This window comes from Pseudomonas sp. BT76 TE3572 (assembly GCF_050435365.1).
Taxonomy (GTDB): Bacteria; Pseudomonadota; Gammaproteobacteria; order Pseudomonadales; family Pseudomonadaceae; genus Aquipseudomonas; species Aquipseudomonas fluorescens_W.
Genome location: NZ_JBNDKE010000001.1, coordinates 274,351 through 291,740 on the forward strand (window position 1 = coordinate 274,351; position 17,390 = coordinate 291,740).

General features: G+C 60.7%; 13 protein-coding genes and 1 tRNA gene. 12 read left to right on the forward strand and 2 right to left on the reverse strand.

Annotated features, from left to right (window positions below; translation table 11 throughout):
- The first annotated feature begins 73 nt into the window (after positions 1-73).
- Genes ABH912_RS01340 through ABH912_RS01355 form a run of 4 tightly spaced genes read left to right on the forward strand, consistent with a single transcriptional unit; the run spans position 74 to position 3,391 of the window.
- The gene (locus ABH912_RS01340; protein ID WP_429509357.1) at positions 74-1,402 is read left to right on the forward strand and encodes an MFS transporter; all 1,329 of its coding nucleotides are present in this window, start codon (positions 74-76) and stop codon (positions 1,400-1,402) included.
- Positions 1,399-2,061, forward strand: coding sequence for a DsbA family oxidoreductase (locus ABH912_RS01345; RefSeq protein ID WP_033061529.1), 663 nt, complete (start codon positions 1,399-1,401; stop codon positions 2,059-2,061). The genes ABH912_RS01340 and ABH912_RS01345 overlap by 4 nt, the downstream gene beginning before the upstream one ends.
- Complete coding sequence (locus ABH912_RS01350; protein WP_429509358.1) at positions 2,058-2,384, forward strand: Rieske (2Fe-2S) protein; 327 nt, start codon at positions 2,058-2,060, stop codon at positions 2,382-2,384. The genes ABH912_RS01345 and ABH912_RS01350 overlap by 4 nt, the downstream gene beginning before the upstream one ends.
- Positions 2,381-3,391 (forward strand): YeiH family protein, encoded by a 1,011-nt coding sequence (locus ABH912_RS01355; RefSeq protein WP_429509359.1) that lies wholly within the window; start codon positions 2,381-2,383, stop codon positions 3,389-3,391. Before ABH912_RS01350 ends, ABH912_RS01355 begins: the two co-directional genes overlap by 4 nt.
- 223 nt (positions 3,392-3,614) lie before the next feature.
- Here the strand turns inward: ABH912_RS01355 and ABH912_RS01360 are convergent, their stop codons facing one another.
- The gene (locus ABH912_RS01360) at positions 3,615-4,673 is read right to left on the reverse strand and encodes an AraC family transcriptional regulator (RefSeq protein ID WP_033061533.1); all 1,059 of its coding nucleotides are present in this window, start codon (positions 4,671-4,673) and stop codon (positions 3,615-3,617) included.
- Between the two features lie 355 nt (positions 4,674-5,028).
- Between ABH912_RS01360 and ABH912_RS01365 the strand changes: the two genes are divergently transcribed.
- The 7 genes from ABH912_RS01365 (at position 5,029) to ABH912_RS01395 (ending at position 16,333) form a co-directional block, all read left to right on the forward strand.
- Positions 5,029-5,595 (forward strand): RBBP9/YdeN family alpha/beta hydrolase, encoded by a 567-nt coding sequence (locus tag ABH912_RS01365; protein WP_429512984.1) that lies wholly within the window; start codon positions 5,029-5,031, stop codon positions 5,593-5,595.
- A 127-nt stretch (positions 5,596-5,722) separates the two neighbouring features.
- Complete coding sequence (locus tag ABH912_RS01370) at positions 5,723-7,726, forward strand: DUF1302 domain-containing protein (protein ID WP_429509360.1); 2,004 nt, start codon at positions 5,723-5,725, stop codon at positions 7,724-7,726.
- A gap of 41 nt (positions 7,727-7,767) precedes the next feature.
- Positions 7,768-9,126 carry a DUF1329 domain-containing protein gene (locus tag ABH912_RS01375; RefSeq protein ID WP_429509361.1) on the forward strand — a complete coding sequence of 453 codons (1,359 nt, stop codon included), beginning with the start codon at positions 7,768-7,770 and terminating at the stop codon, positions 9,124-9,126.
- Positions 9,127-9,248: 122 nt separating this feature from the next.
- The gene (locus ABH912_RS01380) at positions 9,249-10,337 is read left to right on the forward strand and encodes a WD40/YVTN/BNR-like repeat-containing protein (protein WP_429509362.1); all 1,089 of its coding nucleotides are present in this window, start codon (positions 9,249-9,251) and stop codon (positions 10,335-10,337) included.
- Positions 10,338-10,352: 15 nt separating this feature from the next.
- The gene (locus ABH912_RS01385; protein ID WP_429509363.1) at positions 10,353-12,872 is read left to right on the forward strand and encodes an efflux RND transporter permease subunit; all 2,520 of its coding nucleotides are present in this window, start codon (positions 10,353-10,355) and stop codon (positions 12,870-12,872) included.
- A gap of 7 nt (positions 12,873-12,879) precedes the next feature.
- Positions 12,880-14,658 carry an acyl-CoA dehydrogenase C-terminal domain-containing protein gene (locus tag ABH912_RS01390; RefSeq protein ID WP_429509364.1) on the forward strand — a complete coding sequence of 593 codons (1,779 nt, stop codon included), beginning with the start codon at positions 12,880-12,882 and terminating at the stop codon, positions 14,656-14,658.
- 31 nt (positions 14,659-14,689) lie between these two features.
- Positions 14,690-16,333: a fatty acid--CoA ligase gene (locus ABH912_RS01395; RefSeq protein ID WP_429509365.1), complete on the forward strand. Its 1,644-nt coding sequence runs from the start codon at positions 14,690-14,692 to the stop codon at positions 16,331-16,333.
- A 166-nt stretch (positions 16,334-16,499) separates the two neighbouring features.
- On the opposite strand, the gene ABH912_RS01400 is transcribed toward ABH912_RS01395, so the two are convergent.
- Positions 16,500-16,587: transfer RNA gene (locus ABH912_RS01400), tRNA-Ser, on the reverse strand.
- A 123-nt stretch (positions 16,588-16,710) separates the two neighbouring features.
- On the opposite strand from ABH912_RS01400, the gene ABH912_RS01405 reads away from it, so the two are divergent.
- Positions 16,711-17,382 (forward strand): Bax inhibitor-1/YccA family protein, encoded by a 672-nt coding sequence (locus ABH912_RS01405; RefSeq protein ID WP_008155030.1) that lies wholly within the window; start codon positions 16,711-16,713, stop codon positions 17,380-17,382.
- Positions 17,383-17,390 lie beyond the last annotated feature (8 nt).

Sequence of the window (17,390 nt, forward strand, 5' to 3'; positions counted from 1 at the left end):
GTCAACGGCCTTCCGCTCGCTGCCCTGCAACACGCTTGATAACAACAATAAAACAAAGCTTTGAGGAGGCTGCATGGCCTTTCACCCAATCGCCGCAGACGATGACGACTGTGCTGTCGGTGTTGCGCGCCCGTATGCCTGGATCGTTTTTGCACTGACGTTCGGGCTGTTGATTTCCGATTACATGTCGCGCCAGGTGCTGAACGCGGTGTTCCCGATGCTCAAGGGCGAATGGGCCCTGAGCGACGGCCAGCTCGGTCTGCTCAGTGGCATTGTCGCGCTGATGGTGGGGCTGCTGACATTTCCCCTGTCATTGCTGGCGGATCGCTTTGGCCGGGTCAAGAGCCTGGCGCTCATGGCCTTGCTGTGGAGTCTGGCGACGCTGGGCTGCGCAGTGGCGCAGGACTACCCGCAGATGTTCATTGCTCGATTCATGGTCGGCGTCGGCGAAGCGGCGTACGGCAGCGTCGGCATCGCGGTGGTGATTTCGGTGTTTCCCAAACACCTGCGTGCAACGCTGGCCAGTGCTTTCATGGCGGGCGGTATGTTCGGTTCGGTATTAGGGATGGCGCTGGGCGGTGCAATCGCCGCCAAGCTGGGCTGGCGCTGGTCGTTTGCCGGCATGGCGCTGTTCGGCCTGCTGCTGGCTGTGCTTTACCCGGTCATCGTCAAGGAAGCGCGCATTGCGCCGCAACGTGCCTCCCTGGCGGCAAACAAGGCGGCTGCAGCGGTCAAGCGTCCGTTGCGTACGCTGTTTTCCAGCCGCTCGGTCATCGCGGCCTACATCGGCAGTGGCTTGCAACTGTTCGTCGGCGGCACCGTGATTGTGTGGATGCCCAGTTACCTCAATCGCTATTACGACATGGCCACGGACAAGGCGGGCGGTGTCGCGGCGATCATCGTGCTGTGCAGCGGTGCGGGGATGATCCTGTGCGGCATGCTCAGCGATCGACTGTCGCGCCATGCGCCGGAGCGCAAAGTCGCTTTGGCCATCGCCTATTGCCTGGGCAGTTGCCTGCTGTTGTCGGCGGCGTTCGCCCTGCCGGCAGGGCCAGTGCAATTAGCGCTGATCTGCCTCGGCATGTTGATTGCCGCCGGCACGACCGGCCCTTGCGGCGCGATGGTTGCCAACCTGACCCATTACTCGGTCCACGGCACGGCCTTCGCCACGCTGACCCTGGCCAACAACATGCTGGGGCTGGCGCCTGGGCCATTCATCACCGGCAAGGTGTCTGACCTCATTGGTTTGCAGGCTGCTTTTCAATTAGTGCCACTGGTCAGCCTCGCGGCAGCGGCCGTGTTCTTTTATGCCAAGTGTCATTACCACAAGGACATTGCCCGGCTTAAGGGTGAGCGGGTCATCGATCCGGTGGACGAATCCGTGTTAGAGGTGAAGTTGTGAGTGGTCGTTTACGTATTGATGTGTTCTTCGATTTCATCTGCCCCTGGTGCCTGATCGGCAAACGTCAACTGGAGCATGCGCAGGTGCAGTTTCGCAGTCGCCACCCGGATGTGCAGATCACCACGGTGTGGCATGGCGTGCAGTTGCTGCCTCAGTTGCCGGTACAAGGTGAACCCTTCGCCGACTTCTATCGCAAACGTCTGGGCAATGCCGCCGCTATGACCATGCGTCAAGCCCAGGTACAGCAGGCTGCCGCGGCGGTTGGACTGACCATCGACCTCAGCCACATCGAGACGATGCCCAACACCGCAGACGCCCACCGTCTGTTCGAACGAGTCAGCGTACTGGGCAATGCTACTCAGCGTGAAATGTTGCTCGAACGGCTGTTCGCCGCTTATTTCCGCAAACGTGAAAACCTGGGGTGCCGCGAGACCTTGCTCGCCATTGCCCGCTCCTGCGGCGTCGATACGGAAGTGGTGCTCGATTGCCTGAAGGGTGACGCCACGCCATTTGAAGGCTTGCCCGGCGCGACCAGTGGCGTGCCGAGCTTTCAGTTCGACCGCCGCATGACGGTGATCGGTGCACAACCTGCTCAGGCGCTGCTCGAGGCCATGAACGAATCGCTCAAGAAACGTGATCACGAGCGGCAACCGGCATGAACCTTCGTATCCCCGTGCCTGCCGGAAAACTCCCGCAGGCGGGCGGTCGTGCACTGTTCGAATTCGATGACAAAAGCCTGGCGCTGTTCAACGTCGACGGTGACGTGTTTGCCATCGACGACAGTTGCCCGCACCAGGGCGCCTCGCTGTGTGGCGGGCGCCTTGAGGGGCGGGTGATTCAGTGCTGCGCCCATGGCCTGCGCTTCGATTTGCGCAGCGGCTACTTGCTCAATTCCACCGCAGTCAAAGTCGCCAACTACCCGGTCGAGATCATCGACGGCCAGGCATTCATCGTCATCGTTCCCGAGGAGGCCGCGCCATGAGCGCCATCGCTCTCACCCGTATCCACAGCCGAACGCGCGAACTGGCGCCAGGTTTTGTCGTCAGCTTGATCGTTGCTGCCGCCGCGTCTTTTTTGTCCGAGCACTACGGCGCGCCGGTGATGCTGTTCGCTTTGTTGCTGGGCATGGCGCTGAACTTCCTGGCCAGTGACGGCGCCTGCAAGGCCGGCATCGAGTTCACCTCGCGCACCGTGTTGCGCATTGGTGTGGCGCTGCTGGGTATGCGCATCACCCTCGAACAGATGGCTGCGTTGGGCTGGAAGCCTGTGGCGCTGGTGGTGATTCTGGTGGTGGTGACCATCAGCGTCTCGGTGATCGCGGCCAAAGCGCTGGGCTTTCAGCGTTTGTTCGGCATGCTCACCGGTGGCGCCACCGCGATTTGTGGTGCGTCGGCTGCGTTGGCGCTGGCGGCGGCGTTGCCGAACCATCCGCAGAAAGAACGCGCGACGTTATTCACGGTGATCGGGGTGTCGGCGCTGTCGACCCTGGCGATGATCGTGTACCCGATGATTGCCAACTGGCTGTCGTTGTCGCCACAAGTGGCGGGCGTGTTCCTGGGCGCCACCATCCACGATGTCGCCCAGGTCGTCGGTGCCGGTTACAGCATGTCGACCGAGACCGGCGATACGGCCACGGTGGTCAAGTTGATGCGGGTTGCCATGCTGCTGCCGGTGATCGTGTGTGCGGCCATGATCACCCGCATGCAGGGCGCTGACACGACCGGCAAACGACCGCCGCTGCTGCCATGGTTCGCCGTCGGGTTTCTGATTCTGGCCTGTATCAACAGCACCGGCTGGGTGGCCCCGGTGGTGCAGGGCTCGGTCAATGAATTGTCGCGCTGGTGCCTGGTGGTTTCCATCAGCGCCCTGGGCATGAAAACCCAACTCAAGGAACTGGCGGCGGTGGGCATCAAGCCGATCCTGTTGATGGTGGGGGAGACGGTGTTCCTCGTCGTGCTGGTGCTGTTGTTGCTGCGTTGGGGAATGTAGGCACACAACACTGTGGCGAGGGAGCTTGCTCCCGCTGGGGTGCGAAGCGCCCCTCTTCCAGGACCACTGTGTTTTTTCAGAAAGTACGCGGCGACTGTTTTGGGGCCGCTTCGCACCCCAGCGGGAGCAAGCTCCCTCGCCACAGGACTCCTAGGCCGGTGTCATAGACACCGGTTTTTTTGCGGCGACTGTTCCAACAGTCGCCGTTTTTTTTGCGTCCCTTTCAGTCGTCCCAGGGTTCCATGGAGCCGGGCAGGGCGCTCGGTTCGCTGGGTGGCTTGGGTTGTTTTTGCGCGCTGCGCCAAGCGGCCGGCGGCATGCCGAACTGGGTGATGAACCAGCGAGTGAAGGAACTCGCCATGGAGTAGCCGAGCATGTCAGCGATCCGGCCCAACGAGTAATTCGGGTTTTCCAGGTAGCGCAACACCAGGTCACGGCGCACGTCGTTGATCAGGTCGTTGAAGGCGCAGCCGTCGTCTTTGAGGCGTCGTTGCAGGGTCCGAACGTTCATGCCCTGGGTCTGGGCGATCTGCTCGATAGTGGCACGTCCCATCGGCAACAACAGGTAGATGGCTTTGCGCACCTCGAACAGCATCGACTGGCCTTCGTGGTTCAGCAGCGAGTCGAGGTAACTCTGGGCGTAGCGCGCCATGGCCGGGTCGGCATGGGGGTTGGTCATGTCGAGGCTGGCATTGGGACAGACAATGCCATTGAACTCGCTGCCGAACTCCAGCTTGCAGCCGAACAGACGACGATGCAGTTGCAGGTTGTCGGGCGGCTGGTGCGTGAAGTTGACACTGTAGGGATGCCAATGTGCGCCGAGCAGGGCGGCGCACAGGCGGAACATCACCCCGATCGCCAGTTCATTGGCTTGTCGGCAGGGCATCGGCGATTCGGTGACCACCTCTTCGCGAATGATCACCATCTTGCCAGCCTCCTCGATGAAGAGGGCCAGCGAATCGTTCATCAGATGACGGTAGTGCACCAACACTTGCAACGTATCACGCAGCGTACGCTGGTGGCTGAGCAGCAGGCTGACCACGCCGAAGTCCGAGAGCTGGCGCGACTCGGCCATGCTCAGGCCGAAACTCTGGCAGCCACTGGCGGCAGCCGAATCCTCCAACAGACGCACGGCGGCGTCGATGGGAATGCGATGTTCAGGGGCTTGCAGCTGGGTTTTGCTCAAGCCGACGCCGGCCAGTACATCGCGCGGATTGAACCCCAGGTACTGAGTGACCTCCAGGTAGTTGGTCAAGACGGCGGCGCGAACAAGCTTGGGCATGCGAAGGTCTTTCCTGGGCCGGTTGCGATTCAAATTTGCGTGGCGACTATATCCAGCACATCAACACTTGAACAGTTGTTACGTTGTCGAGGGCGCTCGCCCAAAGCTGTCCAAAATCACACCGTTGTTGTGAGGCAATCGACGCTCACCCATTGATTACAGTGAGCTGTAGAGAACCTGCGGGGATATTCGACCAATGGTCGCCGTGCGCCAACACCTGGAAATTTGTCATGAAAAGAAAAGTGCCTGACGTCCAATGAAAAGCGCCTCGGGCGGGCGCTCTTTAATGTCAGTCCTACAAAAAGCCCCTGGCGAACAGAGCCAGTCGAGTTATCGAGAAAGCGAAGGTGTTGACGTGGACAAACTGCAAACTGCCGCAACCGTTCTGATCGTACCGGGTCTGCGCGAGCACGTTGCCGAGCATTGGCAAACGCTGCTTGAAGCCAGGCTGTGCAAGGTACGCAGTGTGCCGCCGCTGGAAACCGACAAGCTCGATTGCAGCAAGCGGGTCGAAGCGATTCAGCATGAATTGGAACAGATCGACGGGCCGGTGATTCTGGTTGCTCACAGCGCCGGCGTGTTGATGGTTGCGCACTGGGCTGCCCGACACAGTCGGCCGATCAAAGGCGCGCTGCTGGCCGCTCCGCCGGACCTTGATGCTCAATGGCCGCAAGGCTACCCCTCCGCTGAAACCCTGCGCACCCAGGGTTGGGACCCTCTACCCAAAGGCCGGTTGCCGTTCCGCAGTCTGGTGGCCGCCAGTACCAACGACCACCTCGCCAGCCTGGACGCCGCCACGCGCATGGCCGAAGGCTGGGGCAGCGAACTGCTCAATCTCGGCGACGTCGGTCATCTCAATCCTGCTGCCGGGTATGGGCGCTGGCCACACGCCGAAGCACTCATCCTCGAGCTGGATCGCTAGTTCAGGCGCCGGTTGGCCCGCGCCATCCGGCATTTGCCCTCACTCCTGAAAACGTAAACCCCTGGAACAAGGGGTTGCGCGAGGGCGGCTGCGCTTAAAACAAATACAAAAAGGCGGAGACAACGCAATGCACAACAATAAGAGTCACGGGTTCGCACCCTCGCGTTACACCTTGTTGGCCTCGGCCATTCTGGCCGCCGCCGTGCCGGTCACGCACGCGGTCGAGCTCGACACAGGTAACCCGGACTGGACCGTACGTCTTGATAACACCGTGAAGTACAACTACGGCGTACGAACCGAAAGCGCTGACAAACGCATGCTGGGAACGCCGAACAACAACGACGGCGACTACAACTTCCGCAAGGCCGGAACCAACATCACCAACCGTATCGACCTGTTGACCGAGATGGATGTGGTCTACCAGAACCACATGGGTTTCCGTGTCAGCGCCGCCAGTTGGTACGACAAGGCCTACGAGAACACCGGTTCCAATTCCAACCCGTTCGTCAACGGCAATGACGCAAGGTCGGGGCTGGTCGCCAACGACCCACGTCTGGCCGCGGTCACCGGTGACAACGTCGGCAATGGCAGCCCGCACCTGAGCAACTATGCCCAGCGTTACTACACCGGTCCGTCCGGCGAAATCCTCGATGCCTTCGTGTTCTACAGCACCGAAATGGGCGAGGAGTCGCTGCTGAGCGTCAAGGCCGGACAGCACAACGTGTTCTGGGGCGAGACCATTCTCAACCCGGTGCACTCGATCAGCTACGGCCAATCCGGCCTGGACCTGGCCAAACTGGCCGCCTCGCCGGGCACTGAGGCGAAGGAGCTGTTCGTTCCGCGTAATCAGCTGTCGATGTCGTTCACCGTCAACCCAGAGTTGACCCTGGCGGCCCAGTACTTTCTCGACTGGGACGCCGCTCGCCTGCCGGAAGCCGGCACTTACTACGGTGGTTCCGACCTGGTCGGTTTCGGCGCGCAGTCGTTCCTGCTGGGTAACACTAATGCTGTCGTGCCTGGCAGCCCTCTGGGTTGCGGCCTGGCGCCGTGCAATGCATTGACCAACGTCCGTCGCGGGCACGACCTGACGCCGGACAACCGCGGTGACTGGGGCGTTATGGCCAAGTGGTCGCCGGCCTGGCTGGATGGCACCCTCGGCGTTTACTACCGCGAAACCTCGGAAATCCTGCCGCAAGCCTGGCTGGATGCCAGAGGCCTGAGTTCGGCCAACCCCAACGGCACCCGGCCGGCAGGGCAAGTACCTGCGGTGGTCAACACGCTCAACTCGCTAAGCACGGCCACCTATCAAATGGCCTATGCCGACAACATCAAGATCGTTGGCTTGAGCCTGTCCAAGGATGTCGGCGGTGTGAGCGTGGGTTCGGACCTGAACATTCGTCACAACATGCCGCTGGCCAGTATTCCCGCGATTGTCAGCACTAACAGTCCACTGGGTTTGGGCCAGGGGCTTGGCCTGCTGCCGGCGCGCACGCCCGGCACCGGTGTGGTCTATGACACCCCGCAAAGGGGCGACAGCATGGCCGCCACCGGCGACACCTTGCACTGGACGGTCAACGGCCTGATGACCCTGCCGAAAACCCCCGTGTTCGATTCGGCGACCCTGCTCGCCGAGTTGTACTACAGCAACTTGCTCAAGCTCGATAGCAAGAACGAGGCGCTCTACAAAGGCAAGGACACCTACCACGGCATCGACCAGCCGACCCGTGACAACTGGGGCATCGCGGTCAACTTCACGCCGACCTGGTACCAGGTGTTTCCCGGCGTCGACCTCAACGCACCGATGTCCATCAACGTCGGTCTCGATGGCGTGTCACCGGTCTCCGGTGGCGGTGCCAAAGATACCGGTAACTACGCCGTCGGCCTCGGAGCCGTTGTGTACAACAAATACTTTGTCGACCTGAAGTACGTGGACTCTTTCGGCAAGGCCGACAAGTGCAATGTCAGCGGTGTGAGTACCGGTCCGAACGGAGGCGACGGCTCCACACCCAATGCCTTCAGCGGCAACGAAAACTACGCCTGTTACGCCGGTGGCTACTCAGCCTTTTCCGGTGGTGGTGCAACGACTGAGGACCGTGGCGCCGTTTACCTGACGATGAAAACCACTTTTTGATTCACCACTGATTTGCTCAATGCAAGCAGGAGAATAACAAGATGAAATTCGCCAAAACCGTGTTGGCCGCTTCGCTGGCCATGGTCCTTGCCGCCCAGGCACAGGCCGCTGTTTCAACCCAGGACGCAGCCAAATTGGGCAGCAGCCTGACCCTGGTGGGCGCCGAAAAGGCCGGGAACGCTGATGGTTCTATCCCCGCTTATGACGGTGGCCTGACCACGCCGCCGGCCAGTTTCAAATCCGGCGACAGCATGCGTCCGGATCCCTTCGCCAACGAAAAACCGTTGCTGGTGATCGACGGCAAAAACGTTGATCAGTACAAGGGCTTGCTCAGTGCAACCACGGCGGAACTGGCCAAACGTTTCCCGAGCTTCCACGTCAATGTCTACCCGACCCACCGCACCGTTTCGCTGCCCAAAGCCATCCTCGATAACGGCGTGAAGAATGCCAGCGGCGCCAAGTCCCTCGAAGGCGGTTTGGCCATCGATAACGTGCTGCCGGGCGTGCCGTTCCCGATCCCGCAGTCGGGCAACGAAGCGATGTGGAATTTCCTGCTGCGCTATCAAGGCGTGAGCATCAATTCCAAGTACGACTCCTGGAACGTCGACTCCGCCGGCGTGCCGAGCCTGGCGACCACCGGGCAGGCGTTCATTTCCTATCCGATCTACGAAAACCTGACGCAGCCGATCAGTAGCGCCGACGTGTACTACCAGATGAAGCTGTCCTACACCGGCCCCGCACGTCGGGCCGGTGAAGCGGTGATGCTCAAGGACGCCGCCAACCCTCTGCAGCAACCGCGCCGCGCCTGGCAATACTTGCCTGGCCAGCGTCGGGTCAAGCTGGCACCGAACCTGGCCTACGACACGCCTAACCCCGGCACCGCTGGCGCGGGCACCTACGACGATGTTTTCGTGTTCAACGGTGCACTGGACCGCTACGACTGGAAGCTGGTGGGCAAGCAGGAAATGATCGTGCCCTACAACACCTACAAGCTGACTTACGCCCAGGATCCCAAGTCGCTGACCACCGCCAATCACCTGGCACCTGACTACGTGCGCTGGGAAAAGCACCGCATCTGGGTGGTGGAGGGCAACCTCAAGGCCGGTGCTCGACACATCTATCAGAAGCGTCGCTTCTACCTCGATGAAGACAGCTGGACCGCTCTGGCCTCTGACCAATATGACGCCCGTGGTCAGCTGTACCGTGGCTCCTTCGCGTTCCTCAGCCAAAGCTACGACAAGCAGATCCCGGATTCCACGCCCTTCATGATCTACGACCTGGTGGGGGGCTCCTACAACATCAACGGCGTGGTTGGGCCTTACGGCGGCATCAAGTACATCGATCCGCTTTCCAAGGCGCAATGGTCGTCGGAATCCCTGGCCGGCAGCGGCATTCGCTAAGCCAACCGCAATAAAGCGCACGCAGGGTCCACTGCTCACAAGGCGTGGACCGTGCGGCGCCCGGTGTGAACGTCAGACACACGGATGTGTGTCCCGGCGCGGTTTTCCGAAGAGGACGCGGTATGTGTTCGTATAAGAATTATTTGCAGGTGGCGTTTGGCGTGGTGCTCGGCCTGTTGCAGGGCGTCACCCACGCGGCCGATTACGTCGATGTGCTGGACCTGCCCGCCAGGGTCAGTGCGTTGGCCATCAACAGTCCGTTGTCCGGCATGGCCCGCGCCGGTGAGCGCGTGATCGCCGTCGGCCAGCGTGGCCATATTCTGTTTTCCGATGATTCCGGCAAGCACTGGCAGCAGGCAGCGGTGCCGGTCAGTGCCGACCTCAATGCCGTGAGTTTTCCTTCCGCCACCCAGGGCTGGGCGGTGGGCGGCGACGGCGTGGTGTTGCACAGCAACGACGCCGGTGCGACCTGGCGCAAGCAACTGGACGGACGCGAGATCGGCGCCTTGCTGGTCAAGCATTACAGCGAGTTGGCCCGTGCAGAACCTGGCAACGAACAATGGCCACTGCTGGTCGCCGAAGGTGAGCGCCTGGTGGCGCAGGGCGCCGACAAACCCTTGCTCGATGTCTGGTTCGCCAACGACCGTCTCGGCTATGTGGTCGGGGTGTTTAACCTGATCCTGCGCACCGAGGATGGCGGCCAGAGCTGGACCCCGTTCCAGGACCGCACCGACAACCCGCAGGGCTTTCACCTCAACGCCATCGCCTCCACCGGCGATGCGCTGTACATCGCCGGCGAGCAGGGCTTGTTGCTGAAATGGAATGACGCCCAACAGCGCTTCGCCGCCGTGCAGACACCTTATCAGGGCAGCTTTTTCGGCGTGCTCGGCAAGCCAGGGGAAGCGCTCGTCTACGGCTTGCGCGGCAATGTGCTGCGCAGCACCGATGGCGGTCTCAGCTGGACCCCGCAGGACAGTGGCCTGCACGTCAGCATCACCGCCGGCATCGTCGATGCGCAGGGTGATTACCGCTTGTTCACTCAGGGCGGGCAGATGCTGGTGAGCCAGGGCGCTGGTGCGCAAATGCACTGGGTGCAGCACGCCGAGCCGGTCCCGGTGACGGGCGTCACGCGCGCCGCCGACGGTGCGCTGGTGGTGGTTGGCAGCCGTGGTGCACGGACGCTGTCCGTTGATAAGCCCTCGAACCTTTAGAGCGAGAACCCAGACATGGGCAATATCAAACAAGAAACCATGCCGGTGATCCGCGATCTGCGGGACTTCGACCGCCAATCCGGCAATCGTCTGGAGCGGCTGGTGTTCAACTCCCGTCCGCTGTTCATGCTGCTGATGGCGCTCGCCACCGTGGTGTTGGGCTACATGGCCGCGACTCGCCTGGAGCTGCGCCCCAGCTTCGAGAAAATGATTCCGCAGAGTCAGCCGTACATCCAGAACTTCCTGGAAAACCGCCAGTCGTTGCGCGGTCTGGGCAACTCGGTGCGGGTGGTGGTGGAGAACACACAGGGTGATATTTTCGACCCCGGTTACCTGGACGTGCTCAAGCAGGTCAATGACAAATTGTTCCTCACCGAAGGCGTCGACCGCGCCTGGATGAAGTCGCTGTGGAGCCCGGCAGTGCGCTGGACCGAAGTCACCGAGGAAGGTTTCCAGGGTGGTCCGGTGATGCCCGACACCTATGAGGGCAAGCCTGAGCAAATAGAACAGCTGCGCCAGAACATTTCCCGCGCCGGTATCGTCGGCAGTCTGGTGGCCAGCGACTACAAATCGAGCATGCTGATCGTGCCGCTGCTGGACAAGGCCACGGCCAGCGGTCAGCGCATCGACTACCACGCCTTTTCGCAGATGCTCGAAGAGCAGTTGCGCGACAACATCGAGTTCGCCGGCGACAGCGCTGCACGCAAGGCCGGGGAGGAGGGCAAGGGTCAGTACAAAGTCCGGGTGATCGGTTTCGCCAAATTGATGGGCGACCTGATCGACGGGCTGATTCAGGTGATGATGTTCTTCGGCCTGGCCGTCGTCACTTCGCTGATCATCATTTACGCCTACACCCGCTGCGTGCGCAGCACCTTGCTGGTGGTCGGCTGCTCGCTGATTGCGGTGGTCTGGCAGCTTGGCATCGTCGCCTGGCTCGGCTATGCCATCGACCCGTACTCAGTGCTGGTGCCTTTTCTGATCTTCGCCATCGGTGTGTCCCACGCGGCGCAGAAGATGAACGGCATCATGCAAGACATCGCCCGTGGCACCCACAAACTGATCGCCGCACGCTACACCTTCCGCCGTCTGTTCATTGCCGGCGTCACCGCGCTGCTGGCCGACGCCGTTGGATTCGCGGTGCTGATGCTGATCGATATTCCGGTGATCCGCGACCTGGCGATCACCGCCAGTATTGGTGTGGCGGTGCTGATTTTCACCTCGCTGTTGCTGATGCCGGTGGCGCTGTCTTATGTCGGCGTTGGCGCCAAGGCTGCCGAGCGTGCGCTGAAAATCGACACGCGCGCAGAAGGGCACAAAGGCTTCGGCAAACTGTGGGACTTGCTCGACCGCTTCACCACGCGCAAGTGGGCCACTGGCGCGGTATTGGTCGCGGTGCTGATGGGCATCGGCGGCTTCATGGTCAGCCTGCAGCTGAAGATCGGCGATCTGGAAAGTGGCGCGCCGGAGTTGCGTGCCGACTCTCGCTATAACCGTGACAACGCCTACATCACCAGCCACTACGCGCTGTCCAGCGACCTGTTCGCGGTGATGATCAAGACCGCACCGGAAGGCTGCTTGAACTACAAGACGCTGATCCTCGCCGACCGTCTGGCCTGGGAGCTGCAGCAATATCCGGGCGTACAGGCGACGGCTTCGCTGGTCAACGCGGTGCGCCAGATCACCGCCGGCACCTATGAAGGCAACCCCAAGCTCAACAGCATCCAGCGCAATCAGGACGTGCTGAACTACGCCGCGCAGCAAGCCTCGGTCAACTCTCCTGAGTTGTTCAACACCGATTGTTCGCTGATGCCGGTGATCACCTTCCTCAAGGATCACAAGGCCGAGACGCTGGATGCCGTGGTGGGCATCGCCGAAAAATTCGCCCGGGACAACAACAGCGAAGATCGCCAGTTTCTGCTGGCGGCCGGGTCGGCCGGGATTGAGGCGGCGACCAACATTGTGGTGCGCGAGGCCAATCGCACAATGCTGCTTTATGTCTATGCAGCGGTGACGGTGTTCTGCCTGATCACCTTCCGCAGTTGGCGCGCGACCCTGGTCGCCCTGTTGCCACTGGTGCTGACGTCGATCCTCTGCGAAGCGTTGATGGTGGCCATGGGCATTGGGGTAAAGGTCGCGACCCTGCCGGTGATCGCATTGGGCGTGGGCATCGGCGTGGATTACGCGTTGTACCTGCTCAGCGTGCAGTTGCATTACCAGCGCCAGGGCCTGCCGCTGTCTCAGGCTTACCGCAACGCCGTGTCGTTTACCGGTCGGGTCGTGGGCCTGGTGGGCATCACCCTGGCGGCCGGCGTGGTGTGCTGGGTCTGGTCGCCGATCAAGTTCCAGGCCGACATGGGCGTCCTGCTGACCTTCATGTTCCTGTGGAACATGCTCGGCGCGCTGGTGCTGATTCCTGCCCTGTCTTATTTCCTGCTGCGCGAACGGGCGCTTCAGCCGGGTCCTGATGCGCAGACCGCTAACACTGAAATCTCTCAACGCCAGGGTGTGCCGCATGCCCTGACCACTTCCGAGTAAGCCAACCATGTCTGATTACAATGCTCCTTTGCGCGATATGCGCTTCGTACTCAACGAAGTCTTCCAGGTGTCCCGGCTATGGGCCCGGTTACCCGGCCTGGCCGAGGTGATCGATGAAGAAACGGCCGCCGCGATCCTTGAAGAGGCCGGCAAGATCAGTGGCGAAGTTATCGCACCGTTGAACCGCAGCAGTGACGAACAGGGTTGCACTTGGAGCAACGGCTCCGTCCAGGCGCCGGACGGTTTTGTCGCGGCCTATCAGGCATTCGCCGAAGGTGGATGGGTGGGTGTTGGCGGTGATCCGCAGTTCGGTGGCATGGGCATGCCAAAGGCGATTTCGGCTCAGGTCGAGGAGATGGTCAACTCGGCCAGCCTGTCGTTCGGCCTGTACCCGATGCTGACCGCCGGTGCGTGCCTGTCGATCAATGCCCACGCCAGTCAGGAACTCAAGGAACGCTATTTGCCGAACATGTACGCCGGCACCTGGACTGGTTCCATGTGCCTGACCGAGGCGCATGCCGGCACGGACCTGGGCCTGATTCGCACCCGAGCCGAACCTCAGGCCGACGGCAGTTTCAAGATCAGCGGCAGCAAGATTTTCATCACTGGCGGCGAGCACGACCTGACCGAAAACATCATTCATCTGGTACTGGCGCGGTTACCCGATGCACCCGCCGGTCCTAAAGGTATTTCGCTGTTTCTGGTGCCCAAGGTGCTGGTCAATGACGATGGCTCGCTGGGTGAGCGCAACGCGCTGTCCTGCGGTTCCATCGAGCACAAGATGGGCATCAAGGCTTCTGCCACGTGCGTGATGAACTTTGACGGCGCGACTGGCTGGATCATCGATGCGCCGAACAAGGGCCTGGCGGCGATGTTCACCATGATGAACTACGAGCGTCTGGGCGTGGGTATCCAGGGCCTGGCGTTGGGTGAGCGTTCGTACCAGAGCGCCGTCGAATACGCCCGTGACCGGCTGCAAAGCCGTTCGCCGACGGGCGCGCAGAACAAGGACAAAGCCGCCGATCCAATCATCGTTCACCCGGATGTGCGGCGCATGCTGTTGACCATGAAAGCCTTGAACGAAGGCGGGCGGGCGTTTTCAAGCTATGTGGCCCTGCAACTGGACATCGCCAAGTACAGCGATGACGCGGCAAGCCGCAGCCGCGCCCAGGAACTGGTGTCGCTGCTGACCCCGGTGGCCAAGGCATTCCTCACCGACATGGGGCTGGAAACCACGGTGCATGGCCAGCAGATTTTCGGCGGCCACGGTTACATCCGCGAATGGGGCCAGGAGCAATTGGTTCGCGACGTGCGCATCACCCAGATCTACGAAGGCACCAACGGTATCCAGTCACTGGACCTGGCCGGGCGAAAAATCGTCGGCAGCGGCGGGGCGCTGTACCGGCTGTTCGCGTCGGAAATCCGCAACTTTACCGCCAATGCCTGCGCTGACCTCGGTGAGTTCACCAAACCGTTGAACGCCGCCGTCGACACCCTCGACGAACTGACCGCATGGCTGCTGGACCGAGCCCATAACAACCCGAATGAAATCGGCGCGGCTTCGGTCGAGTACCTGCACGTATTCGGCTACACCGCGTACGCCTACATGTGGGCGCGAATGGCCAAAACCGCCATGAGCACGCATTCCAAGGACGCTTTCTACGCCGGCAAACTGGCCACCGCGCGCTTCTACTTCGCCCGTCTGCTACCACGTATTCATTCGTTGAGTGCATCGGCCAAGGCTGGCAGCGAATGCCTCTATCAACTGGATGCAGAGCAGTTCTGAGCCCACGTAAAAAGGACCGGGAACCACAACCATGATGGCGACAAAAATAATTCCGCCCGCCGACGGCGCCTACGCCTATCCCTTGCTGATCAAGCAATTGCTGCTGTCTGGCGTGCGCTACGAGCCGGGCCGGGAAATCGTGTATGCCGACAAACTGCGCTACAGCTACCAGACGCTCAACCAGCGGATCCACCGGCTGGCCAACGCCTTGACCGCTGCCGGCGTCAAGGCCGGGGACACCGTGGCCCTGCTCGACTGGGACAGCCATCGCTACCTGGAATGTTTCTTTGCCGTGCCGATGATCGGCGCGGTGCTGCACACCGTGAACATCCGTCTTTCGCCGGATCAGGTGCTCTACACCATGAACCATGCCGAGGACGACCTGGTGCTGGTGCATGACGATTTTCTGCCTCTGGTTGAACAGATTCAGGGGCAGCTAAAAACCGTCAAAGGTTACCTGCAGCTAACGGACGACACAGCCACTCACACGTCGCTACCGGTGCTGGGGGAATATGAAAACCTGTTGGCCGGGTCGGCCGACCAGTACGACTTTCCCGACTTCGATGAAAACTCCGTCGCGACCCTGTTCTACACCACGGGCACCACTGGCGCCCCCAAAGGCGTGTATTTCACCCACCGCCAATTGGTCTTGCACACCTTGAATGCTGTGGGCACTTTGGGCGTCTATCAGGGGTTGCCGCTGCTGCGCTCCGATGATGTCTACATGCCGATCACGCCGATGTTTCACGTGCATGCCTGGGGTGTGCCGTATGTCGCCACCCTGATGGGGATCAAACAGGTGTACCCCGGCCGCTACGAGCCCAACAGCCTGGTCAGGCTGTATCGAGAGGAAAAGGTCACGTTCTCCCACTGTGTGCCGACCATTTTGCAAATGATCCTGAACTGCGAGGAAGCGCAACGGACTCGTTTCGATGGCTGGAAAATGCTCCTGGGTGGCAGCGCGCTGACATTAGGTATTGCCAGCGAAGCGAGCGCCAAAGGTATTCAGGTGCACAGCGGTTATGGCATGTCGGAAACCTGTCCATTGCTGTGCCTGACTTACCTGCGTGACGAAGACCTCGATCAATCCACGCAAGCCCAACTGGCCACCCGTATCAAGACGGGGACACCTGTGCCGATGGTCGACCTGAAAATCATCGATGCCAGTGGCAATGACGTTCCTCATGACGGCGAGTCCCTGGGCGAGATCGTGGTGCGCGCACCCTGGCTGACCCAAGGCTATTTGAAGGAGCCCGAAAAGGGCGCCGAATTGTGGCTCAACGGCTGGCTGCACACCGGCGACATGGCCTCTATCGACGCCTTGGGTGGCGTGGAAATCAAGGATCGCATCAAGGATGTGATCAAGACGGGCGGGGAGTGGATCAGCTCCCTGGAACTGGAGAGCCTGATCAGCGAACACTCGGCCGTCATGTCGGTCGCCGTCGTGGGCATCGCCGATGAGCAATGGGGTGAACGGCCGATGGCGCTGGTGGTGTGCGAGCCAGGGCAGTACCTCGACCGCAAGATTCTGGAGACGCACCTTCAAGGGTTTGTCGAGCGTGGCCGTATTAATAAATGGGCGATTCCCAAGCAGTTCAAGTTCGTTGCTGAGATTCCTAAGACCAGTGTCGGGAAGATTAACAAGAAGCTTATCCGGGAGAGCGAATTGGGCTGAGAAAGGTACGGGGGGGGGGCTGCGCAGCTGACCACGTCGCGGATCAATGCGCGAATATCGTGTTCGGAAGCACGGCTCACCGAGGCCAAGGTATGGGCTGGCAGGTTTTTTCCAAACCCCAGAAACGACAAAGCCCTGAATAATCAGGGCTTTGTCGGTACAAATATGGCGGAGGCGATGGGATTCGAACTCATGGACCTGTTACAGTCGACGGTTTTCAAGACCGTTGCCTTAAACCACTCGGCCACACCTCCGTTTGCGTTGCGGGCGCCATAATACCTGAATGAAACACACTGTCAAACTCTCTGCATAGCTTGTTACAGAGCGTCTGTTATGATCTTTGCGACTGAACGTTTCAAACCAACAGGAGTGTCGCCATGCGCGAACAGGATTACGCAGTTAATAACAGCGTGCAGGCTGAGCAGCTAGAGGTTAGCCGCGTCCTGCGCAACACTTACGGCTTACTCGCTCTCACCCTCGCATTCAGCGGCGTGATGGCGTTTGTCGCTCAGCAGATGCGTGTCGGCTACCCGAACGTTTTCGTGGTGCTGATCGGTTTCTACGGCCTTTTCTTCCTCACCAACAAACTCCGTGATTCGGCCTGGGGCCTGGTGTCGGCATTTGCCCTGACCGGTTTCATGGGGTTCCTGCTCGGCCCTATCCTCAACCGTTACCTGGGTATGCAGGGCGGCGCCGAGGTGGTCAGTTCCGCGTTTGCGATGACTGCGCTGGTGTTCGGCGGTCTGTCGGCTTACGTGCTGATTACCCGCAAGGACATGAGCTTCCTGGGTGGTTTCATCACTGCAGGCTTCTTCGTGCTGCTGGGTGCAACGCTGGCGAGCCTGTTCTTCCAGATCAGCGGTCTGCAACTGGCGATCAGCGCAGGTTTCGTGCTGTTCTCCTCGGTCTGCATTCTGTTCCAGACCAGCGCCATCATTCATGGCGGCGAGCGCAACTACATCATGGCGACCATCAGCCTGTATGTATCGATCTACAACCTGTTCATCAGCTTGTTGCAGCTGTTCGGCATCATGAGCCGCGATGACTAATCGTCAGC